Below are 17,987 nucleotides of genomic sequence, written 5' to 3' on the forward strand. Positions count from 1 at the left end.
GGCGGGCGGCGCCTATCGAGCGGGGTGTGGCCGGCCGGAAGGGGGCCTGTCAGACCGAGCTCGGGGGTGTGGGCGCGGACCCGCGCCGCTTCGGAGGCAGGGGGAGGAATCCGCTGGTCCTCGCGACGTAGTCGGCGAATCCCGGGCGTTCGGCCATGTGCCGTTCGAGCATGGGCTTTCCGCTGCCCTTGATGAGCAGGCCGCTCATCACCAGGGGGGACACGGCGGCGACCACCGCGGACGCGCCGGAGTCGCAGGCGAGCAGGTACAGGCCCCACCAGACGCAGAAGTCCCCGAAGTAGTTGGGATGCCGTGTCCAGCTCCACAGCCCCTGGTCCATGATCCGGCCCCGGTTGGCCGGGTCGGCCTTGAACCGGGCCAGCTGGGCGTCGCCCACCGCCTCGAAGAACAGGCCGAGGGTCCACAGCGCGGTGCCGGCCCAGGCGAACGCGGCGAGCGGGCCGGGCACGTACTGGGCCGCCTGCACGGGCAGCGACACCAGCCAGACCAGGGCTCCCTGGAGCAGGTAGACCTTGCGCAGCGCGTACAGGTCGCGGTGGCCCGGTGCCTTGGCGAGCATCGCCTCGTAACGGGGGTCCTCGCCGTGGCCGCGGCCCCGCCGCGCGATGTGCACGGCGAGCCGCATCCCCCACACCGAGGTCAGTGCGGTCACCAGGATCCGCCGTCCGTCGTCGCCCGTGCCGCCGGACGCGGCGAACGTCACGAGGGCGACGGCGGTGAAGCCGAGCCCCCAGGCGATGTCGACGATGCGGTGGACGCCCTTGCGGACGGCGACGGCGAAGGTGGCCAGCATGACGGCGAGCGCGGCGCCCGCCGCGAGAGCCAGATTCTGGGTGAAGGCGCCCCAGGGGAAGCCGGTCACGGCTCGACCGGCCCGGTGTACCAGGCCCGCGGGGTGGCGGGCAGTCCACTGCGTCCGTGGGCGGTGGGCCGCACGGCGAGGATCTGGTCGACGCCCATGCGGCGCTCCTCGAACGCCAGGGCGCCGCCGACCAGATACAGCCGCCACACCCGGGCCGTCTCCTCGCCGACGAGCCGCACGACGTCGTCCCAGCGGTCCTCCAGCGTGCGGTGCCAGGCCTCGACCGTGCGCACGTAGTGTTCGCGCAGCGACTCCACGGACCGTACTTCGAGTCCGGCGTCCTCCAGCATGCCGACGGTCTGCCCGAGCGGACGCATGTGCATGTCGGGGGCGATGAACGCCTCGATGAAGGCGCCGCCGCCGGGAGCGATGGTCCCTCGTGACATCTGCTGGACGAGGACGCGTCCCTGGGGGCGGACCAGCCGGCGCAGGGCGGCGGCGAAGGCCGGGTACTCGGCGTCGCCGACGTGTTCGCCCATCTCCACGGTGGCGACGGCGTCGTAGGCGCCTCCCTCGATGTCCCGGTAGTCCTGGCACACCACGTCCACGCGGTGCTCCAGGCCGCGTTCGCGGATCCGCCCACGGACGTACGCGGCCTGTTCGCGGGCCAGGGTGACGGCGGTGACCTGCGCCTTGTGGTGTTCGGCCGCGTACAGGGTGAGGGAGCCCCAGCCGCATCCGATGTCGAGCAGGCGGGCGCCGGGGACGAGGCCCAGCTTGCGGCAGATCAGTTCCAGTTTGGCCCGCTGGGCGTCGGCCTGGGTGAAGCCGGGTTCGTCGGAGGTCCAGTAGCCGCACGAGTAGGCCATCGTCTCGTCGAGGAGGAGCCGGTAGAACTCGTTCGACAGGTCGTAGTGATGGCTGATGGCGGCCCGGTCGCGGGCCTTGCTGTGCAGGCCGCCGCGCAGCCGTGCCTGGGACGCGGGTGCCGGGGGCGGCGGGCCCACGGTTCCGAGGCGCAGGGCGGCGGCGGCCGCGCGCGCACGGTCGGCGGGGGTGAGGCGGGGCGCGTGCGCTCCGCGTTCGCGCACGGCGCCCCACATTCTGCGCAGCCCGTCGGCGAGGTCGCCCTCGACGTCGAGCTCACCGGTCACGTACGCCTGCGCCAGGCCCAGTTCGCCGGGCTGCCACAGCAGTCGGCGCAGGGCGCGCCGCGAGCGGACGACCACCACGGGCGCGTCGGCGGGACCGGCCTCGCTGCCGTCCCAGGCGCGCAGCCGCATGGGAAGCGGGCCGCCGAGCGCGTCCTCGGCCAGCGCCGCCAGCCGGTGGGCGGTGCCCTCGTGGGCGGGGCGGACGGTAGTCATCGGCTGAGGTCCTCCTTGGTGAGCAGGTAGTGCTGGACGTCGAGGTAGCCGGAGCGGAATCCGGCCTCGGAGTAGGCCAGGTAGAACGACCACATGCGGCGGAAGGTCTCGTCGAAGCCGAGTGCGTCGACGTCGTCGGTGCGGGCGGTGAAGCGTTCGCGCCACAGCCGGAGGGTCTCGGCGTAGTGCGCGCCGTACGCGTCCCTGCGGGTGACGCTCAGCCGGGTGTGGTCGCGGACGGTCTGCTCGACGGCTTCGGCGGAGGGCAGCAGCCCGCCCGGGAAGATGTACTTCTGGATCCAGGTGTGGGTGTGCCGGCTGGCGAGCATCCGGTCGTGCGGCATGGTGATGGCCTGGAGGGCGGCGCGGCCCCCGGGGGCGAGCCGTTCGTCGAGCGTGCGGAAGTAGGCGGGCCAGAACTCCTCGCCCACCGCCTCGATCATCTCGACGCTCACCACGGCGTCGTAGGTCCCCTCGGCCTCGCGGTAGTCGCACAGCCGGATGTCGACCCGGTCGGTGAGCCCGGCCCGTGCCACGCGCCGGAGGGCGAGGTCGCGCTGTTCGTGGGAGAGGGTCAGCGTGGTGACGCGGGCTCCGCGGGCGGCGGCGCGTATGGCGAGCTCGCCCCAGCCGGTGCCGATCTCCAGGAGCCGGGTGCCGTCGGTGACCCCGGCGAGGTCCAGCAGCCGGTCGATCTTGCGGTGTTGTGCGGCGGCCAGCGTCGGCCAGGTGGCGGGGAAGCCGCGGAAGAGGGCGGAGGAGTAGGTGAGGGTCTCGTCGAGGAAGACGGCGAACAGGTCGTTGGACAGGTCGTAGTGGTGGCTGATGTTGTCGCGGGATCCGCCCGGTGTGTTGCGCTGGGCGTCGGGCTGCTTCAGGGCCCACACGCGGCGCAGCCGTTGCAGCGGGGCCGGGATCAGGTCGGCCGCGTGGCCGGCCAGCACGGTGAGGGCCGCGACCAGGTCGGGTGCGTCCCATTCGCCCGCCATGTAGGACTCGCCGAAGCCGACCAGGCCGTGCACGCCGATGCGGCGGTGGAAGGCGTCCGTGTCGTGGAGGTCGACGCGGGGGCCGCCCGTGCCCAGGCGCGTCCCGTCGTCGCACCGCACCTGGAGCGGGAGGCGTCCGAGCGCTCCGCGCAGGACGGCACGCGTCAGTGCGATCCGCGCCCGGGAGGCGTCCGGTGGCGTCTCCGGGCCCGGGCGGCCGCCACGGTGCGCGTCCTCGTGCCGCGTGGTGAGGGCACGGGGCTCGGCTGTCGTCATGTCGTTCTCTCCTGATCTCGGTGGCGGCGGGGCTGGACGGGCAGTCCCCGCAGGAAGAGGCGGATGCCGTGGAGGCGGATCGCCGCCGAGACGGCCACGGTGGACCACGGGTGCCGGAGCGCCTGGCCGAGCAGCGCGCGCGGCGTCGCCTCGCGTCGTGTGCCGCGCAGCGTCGCGGTGAAGGGGCGCCCGCCGGCACGCTCCAGACGGACCGTCAGATCCAGTCGTGGACCGGGCGGAGGCAGCCGCATGCGGTAGTCGCCGTCGACGGGGAAGAACGGCGACACGTAGAACTCCTTGCGCGTGTGCGCGGTCCCGCCGCCGTCGTGGCGGAGCAGGTAGCAGTGCCGTTCGCCGTAGGTGTTGTGGACCTCGGCGACCACGCAGCGCGGTGTGCCGTCGGGGTCGTGACACCAGTACAGGGTCAGCGGGTTGAAGACGTGGCCGAGGACGCGGGCGTGGGTGAGCATCGCGACCGGCCCGCCGCGCAGGTCGATGCCGTGGGCGGCGAGGAAGCGGTCCAGGCCGGCGCGGATGGTGGGCTGGTCGCCGTCGAAGTGGTCGCGGGGGTCGAATCGGGCCAAGGGGCGTAGGAGGAAGGGAAGTTCGGGAGGATGCCCGGGGTCCGTCAGCCACATGTAGGTGCGGTGGCGCAGCGTGTAGCGGGTCGGCGCGGTGCGGACGTGGACGACCGCGCACGGGTAGAGCGCGGGGGTGCGGATCACCAGACCACCCCCAGCGCGGCGGCCGCGGTCACGCCGGACCGGCAGCCGTCCTCGTGGAAGCCCCAGCCGTGATAGGCGCCCGCGAAGGCGGTCACCGCGGTGTTCAGGGCGGGCAGTTGCCGCTGGGCGGCGACGGACTCCGGGGTGAAGACCGGGTGTTCGTACTCCATGCGCGCGAGGACGCGGTCCGGGTCGACGCGGTCCTCGCCGCCGAGGGTGACGACGTAGGTCTCGGGGGCGTCGAGGCGCTGGAGCCGGTTCATGTCGTAGCTCACCCGGACCCGGTCCGCGGCGGCGGCGCAGGACGGCATCAGGTAGTTCCAGGAGGCGCGGGCGCGGCGGGCGCGCGGCAGCAGGGTGGTGTCGGTGTGCAGGAGGGTGGAGTTGCGGGAGTAGCGGAAGGCGCCGAGCACCTCGCGCTCCCGTTCGGTCGGGTCCGCGAGCAGTCGCAGCGCCTGGTCGGGGTGGACGGCGACGACGACGGATTCGTACGAAGCGGTGGTGCCGTCGTCCGTGGTGATCTCGACGCGGTCGGCATGCCGGCGCACGGCACGCACCGGGGCCGAGGTGTGCACGGCGTCGAGCTGTTTGGCCAGCCGGTCGACGTAGGTGCGGGATCCGCCGGTGACCGTGCGCCAGACCGGTGAGTCGCCGACCGACAGCATGCCGTGGTGCTCCAGGAAGCGGAACAGATGGACCGCCGGGTGGTCGAGCGCCGTGGTGGCGTCGCACGACCAGACCGCCGACACGAGCGGGGTCATGAAGTGTCCGACGAAGTAGGGCGAGAAGCGCTCGCGCGTCAGGAATCCCCCCAGGGTGAGGGTGTCCCCCGCGCCCTCGGTCCCCTCGGCGAGCAGGCGGCGGGCCGCCCGGTGGAAGATCGGCACCTCGGCGAGCATGCGCAGATAGGGGCCGCGCAGTGCGCTGCGCGGGCGGGCGAGGAGTCCGGCGGGCCCGCGGGCGCCCGCGTACTCCAGGCCGCACCCCTCGCACCGCACCGACATGCTCATCTCGGATTCCTGGGTGGCGACGTCGAGTTCGCGGAACAGTCGCAACAGGTTCGGGTACGTGCGCCGGTTGTGCACGATGAAGCCGGAGTCGACGCGGTGCACGCGCCCGTCGGACGAGGCGAGGTCGTGGGTGTGCGCGTGGCCGCCGAGCCGGTCGTCCGCCTCGTAGAGGGCCACGCGTCGTACCCGGCTCAGTACATGGGCCGCGGTGAGTCCGGCCACGCCCGAACCCACCACGGCCGTACTTCCTCGTATGTCGTGCCGTCCCCGCTCCGCGCTTCCCCCGGCCACGTCAGGGGCGTTCTCCGACGCTCGCCGCACTGTGTCCTCCCACCCGGCTCCGATCAGCGTTCACCCCTTGTTCCGGAGCTGCGACGCTTTCGGATTGCCCGAACGCGACCTTCCTCCGATCGGATGACGACGAGCCGGGCGAGGGACGTCGCCGTCAGCCCGTGCAGCGGGCCAGTTCCCAGGGATCGTGGGCGCTGAAGACGTCGACCTCGTCGCCGTGCAGCCGCACCAGTTCGCGCAGCCGTGCGTGGTTGGCGAGACGCAGCGGCCGGTCCACCTCGGTGATCTGCTGGAGGATGTCCATGCCGGGGTGTCCCTGCGGGGCGTCGGGGTCGATCTCGCGGTGGAAGTAGTAGGCGTCGCCGCAGTGCAGGAGCCGGCGGCCGGAGTCCTCCACGGCGATCGCGCAGTGGCCGCGGGTGTGACCGCCGAGCGGCACGAGCAGGATGTCCGCGTCCAGTCCGGCCAGCGGTCGCACCGCGTCGAATCCGTACCAGGGGTCGCCCGAGGTCTGCGCGTACGTCACCCAGTGCGGCCGGTGGGCCCACTGGGCCGGGCGGTAGCGGACACGGTCCTCGGGGTGGGCGCCGGGCGCCGCCATGGCCGCCCGGTGTTCGTCCTCGGAGAGGTGGACCTTCGCCCAGGGGAAGTCGGGCAGGCCGCCCGCGTGGTCGAGGTCGAGATGGCTGAGCACGATGTGCCGGACGTCCTCGGGGCGGAAGCCGAGCGCGGCGACCTGGCGGACCGCGGTCTCGGCGGGGTCCAGGACGGGCTGCGCGCGGCCGAGGAAGTCGGCGCCGAGATTCTCCTCGGGCCGCGCCACGTCGGCGGTGCCGATGCCGGTGTCGACCAGGACGAGACCGTCGCGGTCGGTTTCGACGAGCAGGCAGTGGCACACCGCGGGCAGGCTCCCGTCGTCGGTGTCGATCGTCCGCATGGAGCCGCAGTTCAGGTGGTGGACCTTCACGATGAGTCCTTTCGGCCGCCCAGGACGCGGTCTCGTACGCAGGGCGTCGGGACGCCGCGGTCGGTACAGGGCGACGAGAATTAGATAACGAACGTTCGTGAGCTAATAGCGAACGGTCGTTAGGTTAAAGTGATCCCATGAGCCCGCGCAAGTCCGTCGCCGAGACAGCCGCCACCCGTGACCGGATCATCGAGAGTGCCTTGACGCTGGCCTCCGTCGAAGGGCTCGAAGGCCTCACCATCGGCCGTCTCGCGACCGAGCTGGAGATGAGCAAGGCAGGCGTGATCGGCCACTTCGGCAGCAAGGAGGGCCTCCAGCTCGCCGTGCTGGACGCCGCGACGGAGCGCTTCCGGCTACGGGTTCCGGCCCGCGCCGTCGGCGCACGGCCCGGCACGGAGCGGCTGACGCGCGCCTTCGACGAGTGGATCGACTACATGTCGCAGGACGAGGGACACGGGGGCTGCTTCCTCGCCTCGGCGGCCGGCGAGTTCGACGGCCGCCCCGGCACGGTCCGCGACCGCGTGCTCGACGCACTCGACGCCTGGTCGGCTTACGTGAAGGCGGAACTGGACACGGCGGTCGAGAACCGCGAACTGCCCGAGCGCACCGACGTGGAACAGCTCGCCTTCGAGCTCAACGGCGTGGCACTCGCCGCGAATCAGTCGATCCAGCTGCACCGCGATCCACAGGCACCCACGCGGGCCCGACGCGCCGTCGCACGCCTGCTCATCGCCCCCTGAGACAGGCCCCCGCCCCCAGCGAGAGGGGGCCGAGGACATCACTCACGACCCTCCGGACCCGCAAGCTCTACACATAAAGAGAAAATAAGCGCAGAATGGGCGTAAGCGGCACTTACCGCATGCGCACCGGACGCGGTCGGGCCGTGGAGATCGTAGAGAGACCGAAGGAGACGAGTCATGGCCAACGTCTCGCATACCAGGGGTGACATCACCAGCCACCCCGACGTATCCGAAATGCGGGCTCGGTACGACCGCGTGCTCGGTGGTCGCGATGTGGCGCTCGTGGACGGGCCGGTGTTCCTGCTGGGCCTGTACTGCGCGGTGTCCCCGTGGATACTCCACTACACGACGAACCAGCCGGCGCTGGCGGCCCACAACCTGATCCTGGGGATCGCGATAGCCGCGCTGGCTCTCGGATTCACCATGATGCCGGAAAGGATGTACGGCCTGAGCTGGGCCATCTGCGCGATAGGCGCATGGCTGATCATCTCCCCGTGGGTGGTCGGCACCAGCCCGGACGCCGGAGTGGTCATCAACAGCATCATCATGGGCGCGCTGGCCGTGGTGCTGGGCGCCGTGTGCGCCGCGACGGCGACCAGGAGCAATACCAGGGCGTGACCCGGCAGTTGTGCGATCCCGGGCGCGGCCCGGCGACGGCACCTTCTGGGGCATGACCCGACGACGGCACGTTCCCGGACGCGACCCGGCGACGGGTGAGGAACGGAGGTCGACCACGTACGACCGCGGGCCGGCCCGCATCGAGCGGGCCGGCCCCTCCGCGTCCGCGCCGGTCAGCGGCCGGGCACCAGCCACGGCTCCTGCGGCAGCGGACTGCCGGTCTCCAGCAGGGACTTGAGGTTGGACAGCACCGCCGCCCAGCCCGAGGCGGCGTCGCGCAGCTCGGACGCGTCGGCGAGATCCTCGTGGGTCACCGTGAGCCGGACGATGTCGGCGTGCGGCTGGATGTCGAAGGTGACCCGGGAGTACCGGTCCGCGTCGCCCTCGTCCTCGGGCGCGGCCCAGGTGGTCACGAGGCGTGTCGGGCGGTCACTCTCCACGACGGTGCCGATCACGTCGGCGACCCCGGAACCGTCGGTGCGGCGGTGTTCCCAGCGGGACCCCGGCCGCCAGTCCGAGACGTTGCTGTGGCCCCAGTACAGGGCGGTCAGGTCGGCATCGGTGAGTGCGTCCCAGACCTTCTCCGGCGTGCTCCGGATGTAGATGACGTACACGAAGTCGGGCTTGTCGGTCATGGCTTCCTCGGCCTTTCGTCTGAGGGCGCTCAGTGCGCGCAGGCGCGGGCGCTCGAACTTGTCGATCCACCGCTCCTGGATGTCGTGGAGCGGCACCGGATTGAGGTAGTGGAGCTTCTCCCGCCCCCGCCGCGTGGTGCTGACGAGGTTGGCGGCCTCCAGGACGGCGAGGTGCTGTGTCACCGACTGACGGGTCATGTCGATGTGCTCGCACAGCTCCCCGAGCGTCTGACCGCTGTGCTCGTGGAGCCGGTCGAGCAGTCGCCGCCGGGTCCCGTCGGCCAGCGCCTTGAAGACCTGATCCATTCCGGAGTCACTCTCTGATCGCACACTCAACGTTATGCAGGCAATCACTTGCATGTCAACCTGCGTCCCGGTCTGCCCGCCCCGCGGGCACCCTCCTGACCACGGTGTGCGACGCCCGGAGCACTCCCGCCGCGCGAGGCCCCTTGGCCGCGCCCCGCCCGGCGCGGCACGATCACCCGATGGACAACCGACCTGCCTTCGACTTCCCCAGGCCGCTGCTGATCGACGGACTGGGCCTTCAGCTGCGCGAATGGTCCGACGACGACGTGGCGGACCTCGTCGCGATCTACGACGATCCCGAGATCGACCGGTGGACGCCGGTCCCGTCACCTTTCGACGCGGTGGCCGCGAGCGCCTATCTGGCCGCCGCCGAACAGAAGGGGGTCGAGGGGCGGACGGTGCAGCTCGCCATCACCACGGACGGCGGGCCGCCGCAGGGCGAGATCCTGCTGTTCCGCAACGCGGTCGACGAGCGGGACCTCGAACTCGCCTACGGAGTGGGGCCCGCCCACCGAGGCAGGGGCATCGCGACCCGCGCGGTGCGGCTCGCGGTGGACTTCGCCGGTCGCCGGGTCCTGCCGCGGCGCGTGGTGCTGTCCATCGAGAACGGGAACACGGCGAGCGAGGGCGTCGCCAGGGCGGCCGGCTTCTCGCTGACGAACGACCGGCCGGTGGTCCGAGAGGCCAAGGGACGCGAGGTCGTCCTGAGGACCTGGAGCCACGACGCGAGCGACACCTCCGGGAGCGCGAGCTCCTGATCCGGTCCGCGACGCGCCCCGGGTCTCAGGGGCCGAGGGGGCGGCCCACGGTCCTCAACCGCGAGAGAGCGGGCTCGCCGAGAGGTCGAGGGTGAACGCCACCCGGTCGAGTCCGGGGCCGTCGTAGTCGGCCTTCACGGCCGACTCGGTGAAGCCGAGCCGGGTGTGGAAGGCGCGCGAGGCGGTGTTCTGCGGGCTGGTGACGCAGTGCACGTAGCGGCGGCCGTGCGACCGCGCGAGGGTGAAGAAGGCCCGGTACAGGACGCGGCCGATGCCCTGTCCGTGCAGGCGCGGGTCGACGCCGACGAAGTGCACATAGGCGGCGTCGGACTCGGTCTGCGAGAGGAAGCCGACCAGGAAGGCGGCCACCTCTCCGCCGTCGCGTTCCACCAGGAAGCCGGTCGTGGTGAAGTGCTGGAAGTACAACCGCGGCAGCAGCAGCGCGCGTTCGAGCGCACCTGCCGGCCCCTTCAGGCCGCCCCACCACGCGTCCAGCACCCCGAGCACCCGCGCGTGGTCCTCTTCGGCAGGGTGCCGCGCCGTCAGGCCGGCCGGAAGGTCGTCGATCATCCGGGCAGTCTGCCATCCGCATCCGGCACCCCGCCACGCCCGGTTCCGGCCGCCGGAGCGTCGTACGTCCGGCCGTACGGAATGCCGGCCCGCCCTGGCCGGTTCCGGCCCGGCCGCCACCTGACGATCAGGCAGCGCGGTGACCGTGGCCGTCGGGGTTCCCGCTCCGACGGCCACCGTGCGTCACGCGCCTACGGACGCGCCTTTCATCACGTACCGGCGGGCGCGCCCCGCTTCACGCGCCCACGGGCACCCCGGGTCACAAGAGAGAAGGCACGTCGTGGGTCACGCGCCGGCGGGTTCCGCGTCGGGTGCCGGCGCGGCCAGGTACTCCTCGCTGGTCTCCTTCGGGCCGAAGGGCCACACCTTCTCCAGGCGCGCCCACACGACGAAGGCGACACAACCCAGCGCCACCCAGGCCAGGGACCATTCGATCGGGTGGCGGCCCGGCGAGTTCTTGTCCGCGTAGCCGTAGATGGTGAGCCAGCCCGCCAGGGCGACGAAACTCGGCACCGGGTAGAGCCACATCCGGTACGGCCGGTGCAGGTCGGGCTGCCGCTTGCGCAGCACCGAGAGGGCGACCACCTGGGCCAGCGCCTGGACGATCACCATGACCGTGGTCAGCAACTGGATGAGGGTGGCCAGGTCCGTGTGCCGGCCGATGAGGAAGCCGATCGCGGTGACGACGCCCATGGCCGCGAGGCCGAGCATCGGGAAGCGGTGCTGGGGATGCAGCTTGGCGAAGGGGCGGAAGAACACCCCGTCGCGGGCGGCGTCGTAGGGCACGCGCGAGCCGCCGAGCAGTCCGGTGAAGACCGAGGCGAACGCGGTCACGAGGATGAGGACGGTGACCGTGTCGGCGGCGCCCTTGCCCCAGGTCTTCTCCAGGACCGCCGAGGCCACGGACGTGGAGGCGATGTCTCCCGGGTCGGTCATCCGGTGCCAGTCGACGACGCCCAGCGTGCCGATCTGGAGCAGCAGGTAGATCGCCATGATGCCGAGGATCGAGAAGACGATCGAGCGGGGCAGGACGCGGCCGGGGTCCTTGATCTCGGCGCCCATGTACGCGGTCGTGTTGTAGCCCAGGTAGTCGTAGATGCCGATGGTGAGGCCCGCGGCGAAACCGAGCCAGAAGTGACTGCTGGTCAGTTCGAAGGCGTGGGCCGGGTAGGTGAACGCGAGGTGCGCGCTGAAGTCGGTGGCCGCGGCGAGGATCACCAGGAGCACCGAGGTGATCATCACGGCCCACATGACGGCGGTGATCCGGGCGATGTGCTCGATCCCCCGCCACAGCAGGAGCACGACGAGCGCGACGATGCACAGGCCGACGAGGTCACCGGTGGTCTGCCCCATGCCGGGGGCCAGATAGCCCAGGTACTGGACGAAGCCGACCACACCGGTGGACATGATCAGCGGGATGAAGAGCATGGCCGTCCACACGAACAGGAACGGCATCAGGCGGCCCGTCCGGTACTGGAAGGCCTGGCGCAGATAGACGTAACTGCCGCCGGAGCCGGGCATCGAGGCGCCCAGCTCGGCCCAGACGAGACCGTCCGCAAGGGCCAGCAGCGCTCCGGCGACGAACCCGATGACCGCCTGCGGACCGCCGAACGCGGCGACCATCAACGGGATCGTCACGAACGGCCCGATGCCGCACATCTGGCTCATGTTGATGGCCGTGGCCTGGAACAGGCCGACGCGGCGGACGAATCCGCCGCTCGGCGGTGGGCTACCGGACATGGGTCCTCCTCGGACGAGGCACGGAGAGAGACGGGGCGGCCTCCTCGTCGGCGGCCGACGGATCAGAGCGGATCAAGGACGGCGGATCGAGGGGCGGATCGACGGGCGGGTCACCGGCCGGTGCCGGTTCCTCTCCCGCCGGCTCGCCCGGCGAGGCTGACTGGGCGATAAAGTTAAGGAGCCTTACTAGATGCGTCAAGAGGGTGACCCGCATGCGTGAGAATGGTGCGATGCCCGCCCGTGACGTCGCAGAGCAGTCCGAACAGCCTTGGAACCGCAGGCGGTTGCGCAGCACCAACGAGCGACTGCTGCTGGACCGGTTGCGCACCGGCGGCGCCGCCTCACGCGCCCAGCTCGCCCGCGAGACCGGCCTGTCGAAGCCGACGGTCTCCAGCGCGCTCGCGGCCCTCGCCGGAGCGGGCCTGGTCCACGAGGTCGGCACGCACGCACCCGAGCGCGGCCGGGTGGCCGTCCTGTACGCCCCGGATCCCTCGGCCGGTCACGCCCTCGGCATCGACATCGGCCGCGGGTGGCTGCGCGTCGCGGTCGCCGACCTGGACGGCACCGTGATCGCACGGACCGACGTACGCAACCGGGCCCGCACCTCCGGCGCCCTGGCCGATCTGGTGGTCGCCACCGCCCACCAGGTCGTCGCGGGCTCGGGCGTCGGCGCGGACGAGGTGGCCCACGCGGTGATGGGCACGCCGGGCGTGTACGACGAGACGCAGCGGCGGGTGCGCTACGCGATGCACCTGCCCGGGTGGGGCCGCGCCGGCCTGTTCGACCGGATGCGCGAGGAGCTGGGCATCCCGCTGGAGGTGCACAACGACGCCAACCTCGCGGCCCTCGGCGAGTACACCTACGGGGTCGGCGCGGGCAGCCGGCTGTTCGCGTACATCATGATCGGGACGGGTCTCGGGATGGGCGTCGTGAACGAGGGGCGGCTGTTCACCGGGGCGCACGGCGGAGCCGGGGAGATCGGCTTCCTGCCCTGGCCGGGCCGCCAGAAGCCGGAGACGCTGGAGGACGCGGTGTCCGGCGTGGCCGTGGTCGAGGCCGCCAGGCATTTCGGCATGACCGGGCAGCTCACCGCGAAGGCGGTCTTCGACGCGGCGCGCGCGGGCACTCCCGCCGCGGTCGACGCGGTCCGGCTGGAGGGCGAGCGGATCGCCCACACGGTGGCGGCCGCGGCGGCGGTGCTCGATCCCGATCTGGTGGTGCTGGGCGGCGGGGTGGGCCACAGCGTCGACCTGCTGCTGCGCCCCATACGCGAGACGCTGCGCACGCTGACACCGCTGCGCCCGCGGATCGTGCCCGGACGGCTGGGCGAGGACGCGGTGCTGCTGGGGGCCGTGGCGACGGCACTGGGCACCGCGCGCGACGTGGTGTTCGAGCGCCGCTCCGCCTCCTGAGCGAGGTCGCCTCCGCGAGTGCTCCGCCCGGCGGCAGGCTTCCTGACGGAGCCTCGCCTCTGGTGGACGGGGCTTTCCCCGTACGGGCAACGCCTCCTGACGACGACTCATGTCCGGCGCCGGGCACCTCCCTCGCTCCGGACCCGCTTCCTGACGGCGACTCACGCCCCAGTGGTCGTGCCTTCCTCCCATCGGACCCGCTTCCTGACGGCGTATCTCATGCCGCGAGAGCCGCATTTCCCGCAGGTGACCGCCCTGCTGACGGGGGCTCACCGCCACCGGCGGCGGTGAACCGTCCGCCGGCCCGTACTCCGCTGCCCGGACGGCACCGGACCTCGCGGTGATTGACATGAATTACTCACCGGCCTAGCTTGTGGGCCGCAGTTAGTAAAGTTTCCTAACTTGAGCTGACTCTCGCAGTGTCGCAGCGCGGATGCTCCCCCACCCCCAAGGAGACCACCGTGTTCCACCGCCGTGCCGCAAGACGGCGCCTCGCCACGGCCACTGTCACCCTGTGTGCCCTGTGCGCCCTGTCCACGGGCGCGTGGGCCGAGGTCGACGGGCCGGCGACCGTGCGCCCCGCGCAGCGGTCCCCCGTGACGAAGGTGGCCTCCACCCCCGGCAGCGCCACCGCGCTCGGCGGCTACGCGATCCGGTCGAGCGCCCAGGTCACCGACTCACCGGCGAAACTGTCGACCCCCGGCTATCCGGCGAGCGGCTGGGTACCCGCGGGCCCGCGCTCGACGGTGCTCGCGGCGCTGCTCGCCGACGGGAAGTACGCCGATCCGTTCCACTCCACGAACCTCCAGAACATCCCGAAGTCCGACTTCGCCGTGCCCTGGTGGTACCGCTCGGACTTCACGGTCGACGACACCTCCGAGCGCAGCTACCTGGACTTCAGCGGCGTGATCTCCGCGGCCGACGTGTACGTCAACGGCCGCCAGGTCGCCAAGACCTCCGACGTGAAGGGCGCGTACACGCACCACGAGCTCGACATCACCTCGCTGGTGCGGGCCGGCACCAACACCGTCGCCTTCCGGATCCAGCCCAACGACCCGACCAAGATGCTCACCATGGGCTGGCTCGACTGGCTGCAACCGCCGCCCGACCAGAACATGGGCATCGTCCGGGACGTCCTGGTCCGCCGCGGCGGGCCGGTCGCACTGCGCGACGCCCACGTGGTCACCAAGCTGGACGTGCCCTCGCTCGCCTCCGCGGACCTGACCGTGAAGGCGCAGGCACGCAACGAGACGGACAAGGCCGTGACCGCCACCGTCTCCGGCAGCATCGGACCCGCGGTCTTCGCCCGGACCGTCCCGCTCGGCCCGCACGAGACGAGGACGGTCACCTTCACCCCCGCCGACGCCCCCGGCCTGCACCTGAAGACACCGAAGGTGTGGTGGCCGGCCGGCATGGGCGGACAGCCCCTGTACGGCCTCGACCTGAGCGTCTCCGTCGCGGGCGAGCGCTCCGACCGCGCGCACGAGGACTTCGGCATCCGCGAGGTCAAGGCTCCCCTGAACCGCGACGGGGCACGGCAGTACAGCATCAACGGCCGCAGACTGCTGATCAAGGGCGGCGGCTGGTCGCCGGACGAGTTCCTGCGCTGGGACCGGACCTACGTCGAGGACCGGTTGAAGTACGTGCTCGATCTGGGGCTCAACACGGTCCGGCTGGAAGGGCACATCGAGCCGGACGAGTTCTTCGACCTGGCCGACAAGTACGGCGTCCTCACGCTGCCCGGCTGGGAGTGCTGCACCAAGTGGGAGGGCAACGTCAACAGCGGCGAGGCCGGGGAGCCCTGGACGGCCGCCGACTATCCCGTCGCCAAGGCGTCGATGGCCGCCGAGGCCGCACGACTGCGCTCCCATCCCAGCGTCATCTCGTTCCTCATCGGCAGCGACGCCGCCCCGGACGCCACGATCGAGAAGAACTACCTGGACGCGCTCCACGCGGCCGACTGGCCGACGCCCGTGGTCCCCGCGGCCAGCGACAAGTCCGCCCCCGTCAGCGGCAGTTCGGGTATGAAGATGACCGGGCCCTACGAGTGGATCCCGCCCAACTACTGGTACGCCAAGCGCGAGGGCGGGGCCACCGGCTTCAACTCCGAGACCGGCGCGGGCCCCGACATCCCGACCCTGGACACCTTGCGCCGCATGATGTCGCCCGCCGAACTGGACACGCTCTGGAAGGACCCGGGCGCCAAGCAGTACCACCGTTCGCCGTCGTCGACCTTCGCCACCCTGAAGATCTACGACAACGCCCTGGCCGGACGCTACGGCGCCCCCACCGGCCTGGCCGACTACGTGCGCAAGGCACAGCTCGCCCAGTACGAGAACGTGCGGGCCCAGTTCGAGGCGTACGGGCGCAACGCCACGGACGCCTCGAAGCCCTCGACCGGCGTCGTGTACTGGATGCTCAACAGCGGGTGGACGTCACTGCACTGGCAGTTGATGGACCGATACCTGGACCAGGGCGGCGCCTACTTCGGCGCAAAGAAGGCCAATGAGCCACTGCACGTCCAGTACTCCTACGACGACCGCTCGGTCGTCGTGGTGAACAACCGGCACGAGCCGACGTCCGGGCTGACGGCCCGGGTCACGCTCTTCGACACCGACGGCACACAGAAGTACGACCGGACGGCGACCGGTGTGGACGTGGCCGGAGACGGGGCGCACAGCACCGCTCTCACGGTGCCGTCCTCGGTGAGTGGACTGTCCACGACGTATCTCGCCCGGCTGGTCCTGACCGACTCCCGGGGCAAGGAGGTCAGCCGCAACGTCTACTGGCTGTCGACGAAGCCGGACACCCTCGACTGGGCCGGCACCGACTGGTACTACACGCCGACCACGAGCTACGCGGACCTCAAAGGCCTCGGCGCGATGGCGCAGGTCCCGGTCTCCGCGTCGGCGACCACGGGCACCGGGCCCGACGGCATCGCGACGACCCGGGTCACCCTGCGCAACACGGGGACAGGGAAGACCCCCTCGCTGCTCACCGATGCGCATCTGGTGGACGCCGGGGGCAGGCCGGTGCTGCCGGCCGAGTGGTCCGACAACCAGGTCAGCCTGTGGCCGGGCGAGTCCACGACACTCACGGTGACCTATCGGACGGCCGATCTGCGGGGCTCGGCTCCGCGGATCCGCGTCTCGGGCTGGAACACACCCGAGACCACGGTCCCGGCGTCCTAGACGGGAGGCGCCGGGAAGATCGCGAGAGGCGGAGGAGCAGGAGAAGGGCGGGCCCGGTGCCGCGGGCCCGCCCTTCTGTCCGCTGTGGATCAGCTCACGTTCAGGGCCGTGTCGTCGATGACGAACGACGTCTGGAGCATGGAGCCTTCGGTGCCGGTGAACTTGATCGTCACCGTCTGCCCGGCGTACGCGGTGCCGAGGGCGAAGGTGCGCTGGGTGTACCCCGAGGCGGCGTTCAGGTTCGAGTAGGTGGCCAGGGTCGACAGCACGGTTCCGCCGCTGTTGAGCACCTGGGCCTTGAGGGTGTCGTACGCCGTGCTGGTGGTCGTCTCGGCCGTGTCCACGTGGAGGTGGAAACTCAGGGTCGCCGAGCAGCCGGACGGCACGGTGACCGACTGGGAGAGGGTGTCGGTGTGCGCCGAGCCGTAGCCGTTCAGCCACGCCTTGTACGAGCCGGTGCGGGCGGCCTCGCCGGTGTCGGTGGTGATCACACCGCTGCTCGCGCTCCAGGACGTGCCGCCGGACTCGAAGCCGGGGTCGGCGAGCAGCTGGGCGGCCGTGCAGGTGCCGCCGCCCCCGCCGCCGCTGCCGCTCGCGCCCGCCAGCCACTCGGTGGCGTTCAGGGCGAGCGCGGCATTGGTGGCTCCGGAGTCGTTCCAGCCGTCGTAGAGCGTGTTGCCGGACTGACCGGTGCCGTCGTCGATGGGTGAGCTGTCGCCCCAGAAGGCGACCCGGCCGCTGCCGAAGGTGCTGGTCGCGAAGAACGCGCCGGTGTTGCCGGAGTAACCGGTGCGGTAGAGCAGGCCCTCGACGGCGGGGTTGTCGGCGGGCTTGAGCGTCGCGGTGGTACCGCTGGCGATCAGACTCTTGGTGACGGTGCCGAACGAGCCGTGCAGGACGGCGTTCGTGCTGTCGGCGACGGCGCTCGGATGGTCGGAGCCGATGCTCAGCGAGTCGACGGAGAAGCCGAACGGGTCGGTGTTGTCGACGCTGTTCGTGGTCATCAGGTCGTTGAAGATCTCGACCGCGTCGTAGCCGTCGTTGTTGCGGTCGGCGCCCGTGTGGTCGGAGACCATGAACAGACCGCCGCCGTTCTTGACGAAGGTCATGATCGCGGTCTTCTCCGCCGTGGTGAACGGCGTGTTGGGCTCGGGCAGCACCAGTTCGTCGAAGTTCTTCAGGTCGGTCGCGGCGGAGCCTCCGTAGGTGAGACTCGCCCCCGAAGGCAGTGTCTTGAGGCTGTAGTCGCCCGTCTTCTGCAGGGCCACGCCCCATGAGGACAGCGCGCCGTTCCAGTCCGTCTCGGCGGACGGGGAGGAGTCCTGGCCGAGCGGGTCGGGCTGACTGGTGGAGACGATCCAGTCGGCGTTGCCCGCCGTCTCCGCGTGGGCGTTGTCGAACAGGACGCGGTGGGGGGTGGCGGCCTGGGCGGGCGCGGCGCCGGCCGTCTGGAGGGCGGCGCCCGTGACGAGGAGTCCGAACACGGCCGGCACCGTGATGATTCTGTGGCGGGAACGTCTGAGTCCGAGCATCCGGCGAACCTCCGAGTGGGGTGGGGAGAGGCGGTGC

The 17,987-nt window shown here is 71.4% G+C and carries 15 protein-coding genes; 5 read left to right on the forward strand and 10 right to left on the reverse strand.

Annotated elements, in window-relative coordinates; genetic code table 11:
- Positions 1-49: 49 nt before the first annotated feature.
- The 6 genes from ACSYGO_RS05050 to ACSYGO_RS05075 form a co-directional block, all read right to left on the reverse strand.
- Positions 50-883 carry a DUF1295 domain-containing protein gene (locus ACSYGO_RS05050; RefSeq protein WP_460385873.1) on the reverse strand — a complete coding sequence of 278 codons (834 nt, stop codon included), beginning with the start codon at positions 881-883 and terminating at the stop codon, positions 50-52.
- Entirely contained in the window at positions 880-2,190 is a 1,311-nt protein-coding gene (locus ACSYGO_RS05055) for a class I SAM-dependent methyltransferase (RefSeq protein WP_460385874.1), read from the reverse strand. The genes ACSYGO_RS05050 and ACSYGO_RS05055 overlap by 4 nt, the downstream gene beginning before the upstream one ends.
- Entirely contained in the window at positions 2,187-3,455 is a 1,269-nt protein-coding gene (locus tag ACSYGO_RS05060) for a class I SAM-dependent methyltransferase (protein ID WP_460385875.1), read from the reverse strand. Before ACSYGO_RS05060 ends, ACSYGO_RS05055 begins: the two co-directional genes overlap by 4 nt.
- Positions 3,452-4,180: a DUF1365 domain-containing protein gene (locus ACSYGO_RS05065; RefSeq protein WP_460385876.1), complete on the reverse strand. Its 729-nt coding sequence runs from the start codon at positions 4,178-4,180 to the stop codon at positions 3,452-3,454. Before ACSYGO_RS05065 ends, ACSYGO_RS05060 begins: the two co-directional genes overlap by 4 nt.
- Positions 4,177-5,481: an NAD(P)/FAD-dependent oxidoreductase gene (locus ACSYGO_RS05070; protein ID WP_460389674.1), complete on the reverse strand. Its 1,305-nt coding sequence runs from the start codon at positions 5,479-5,481 to the stop codon at positions 4,177-4,179. The genes ACSYGO_RS05065 and ACSYGO_RS05070 overlap by 4 nt, the downstream gene beginning before the upstream one ends.
- 154 nt (positions 5,482-5,635) lie before the next feature.
- Positions 5,636-6,448: an MBL fold metallo-hydrolase gene (locus tag ACSYGO_RS05075; RefSeq protein WP_426679426.1), complete on the reverse strand. Its 813-nt coding sequence runs from the start codon at positions 6,446-6,448 to the stop codon at positions 5,636-5,638.
- 137 nt (positions 6,449-6,585) lie between these two features.
- Between ACSYGO_RS05075 and ACSYGO_RS05080 the strand changes: the two genes are divergently transcribed.
- Together ACSYGO_RS05080 and ACSYGO_RS05085 are read left to right on the forward strand one after the other, a co-directional pair.
- Positions 6,586-7,188 (forward strand): TetR/AcrR family transcriptional regulator, encoded by a 603-nt coding sequence (locus ACSYGO_RS05080; protein WP_426679427.1) that lies wholly within the window; start codon positions 6,586-6,588, stop codon positions 7,186-7,188.
- A gap of 177 nt (positions 7,189-7,365) precedes the next feature.
- Positions 7,366-7,806, forward strand: a complete 441-nt coding sequence (locus tag ACSYGO_RS05085; protein ID WP_426679428.1) for an SPW repeat protein — start codon at positions 7,366-7,368, stop codon at positions 7,804-7,806.
- Between the two features lie 173 nt (positions 7,807-7,979).
- On the opposite strand, the gene ACSYGO_RS05090 is transcribed toward ACSYGO_RS05085, so the two are convergent.
- Entirely contained in the window at positions 7,980-8,747 is a 768-nt protein-coding gene (locus ACSYGO_RS05090; protein WP_426679429.1) for an ArsR/SmtB family transcription factor, read from the reverse strand.
- Between the two features lie 179 nt (positions 8,748-8,926).
- On the opposite strand from ACSYGO_RS05090, the gene ACSYGO_RS05095 reads away from it, so the two are divergent.
- Positions 8,927-9,505 carry a GNAT family N-acetyltransferase gene (locus tag ACSYGO_RS05095; protein ID WP_426679430.1) on the forward strand — a complete coding sequence of 193 codons (579 nt, stop codon included), beginning with the start codon at positions 8,927-8,929 and terminating at the stop codon, positions 9,503-9,505.
- A gap of 54 nt (positions 9,506-9,559) precedes the next feature.
- Here the strand turns inward: ACSYGO_RS05095 and ACSYGO_RS05100 are convergent, their stop codons facing one another.
- Positions 9,560-10,075 (reverse strand): GNAT family N-acetyltransferase, encoded by a 516-nt coding sequence (locus ACSYGO_RS05100; RefSeq protein WP_426679431.1) that lies wholly within the window; start codon positions 10,073-10,075, stop codon positions 9,560-9,562.
- Between the two features lie 285 nt (positions 10,076-10,360).
- Positions 10,361-11,815, reverse strand: a complete 1,455-nt coding sequence (locus ACSYGO_RS05105; RefSeq protein ID WP_426679432.1) for an APC family permease — start codon at positions 11,813-11,815, stop codon at positions 10,361-10,363.
- A 212-nt stretch (positions 11,816-12,027) separates the two neighbouring features.
- Here ACSYGO_RS05105 and ACSYGO_RS05110 point away from each other — a divergent pair, with 212 nt between their 5' ends.
- Complete coding sequence (locus tag ACSYGO_RS05110) at positions 12,028-13,227, forward strand: ROK family protein (RefSeq protein ID WP_432174780.1); 1,200 nt, start codon at positions 12,028-12,030, stop codon at positions 13,225-13,227.
- 461 nt (positions 13,228-13,688) lie between these two features.
- The gene (locus tag ACSYGO_RS05115) at positions 13,689-16,418 is read left to right on the forward strand and encodes a glycoside hydrolase family 2 protein (RefSeq protein ID WP_460385878.1); all 2,730 of its coding nucleotides are present in this window, start codon (positions 13,689-13,691) and stop codon (positions 16,416-16,418) included.
- A gap of 89 nt (positions 16,419-16,507) precedes the next feature.
- Here ACSYGO_RS05115 and ACSYGO_RS05120 read toward each other — a convergent pair whose 3' ends face one another.
- The gene (locus tag ACSYGO_RS05120; RefSeq protein ID WP_460385879.1) at positions 16,508-17,950 is read right to left on the reverse strand and encodes a hydrolase; all 1,443 of its coding nucleotides are present in this window, start codon (positions 17,948-17,950) and stop codon (positions 16,508-16,510) included.
- Positions 17,951-17,987: the final 37 nt, after the last annotated feature.

This window comes from Streptomyces krungchingensis (assembly GCF_054729265.1).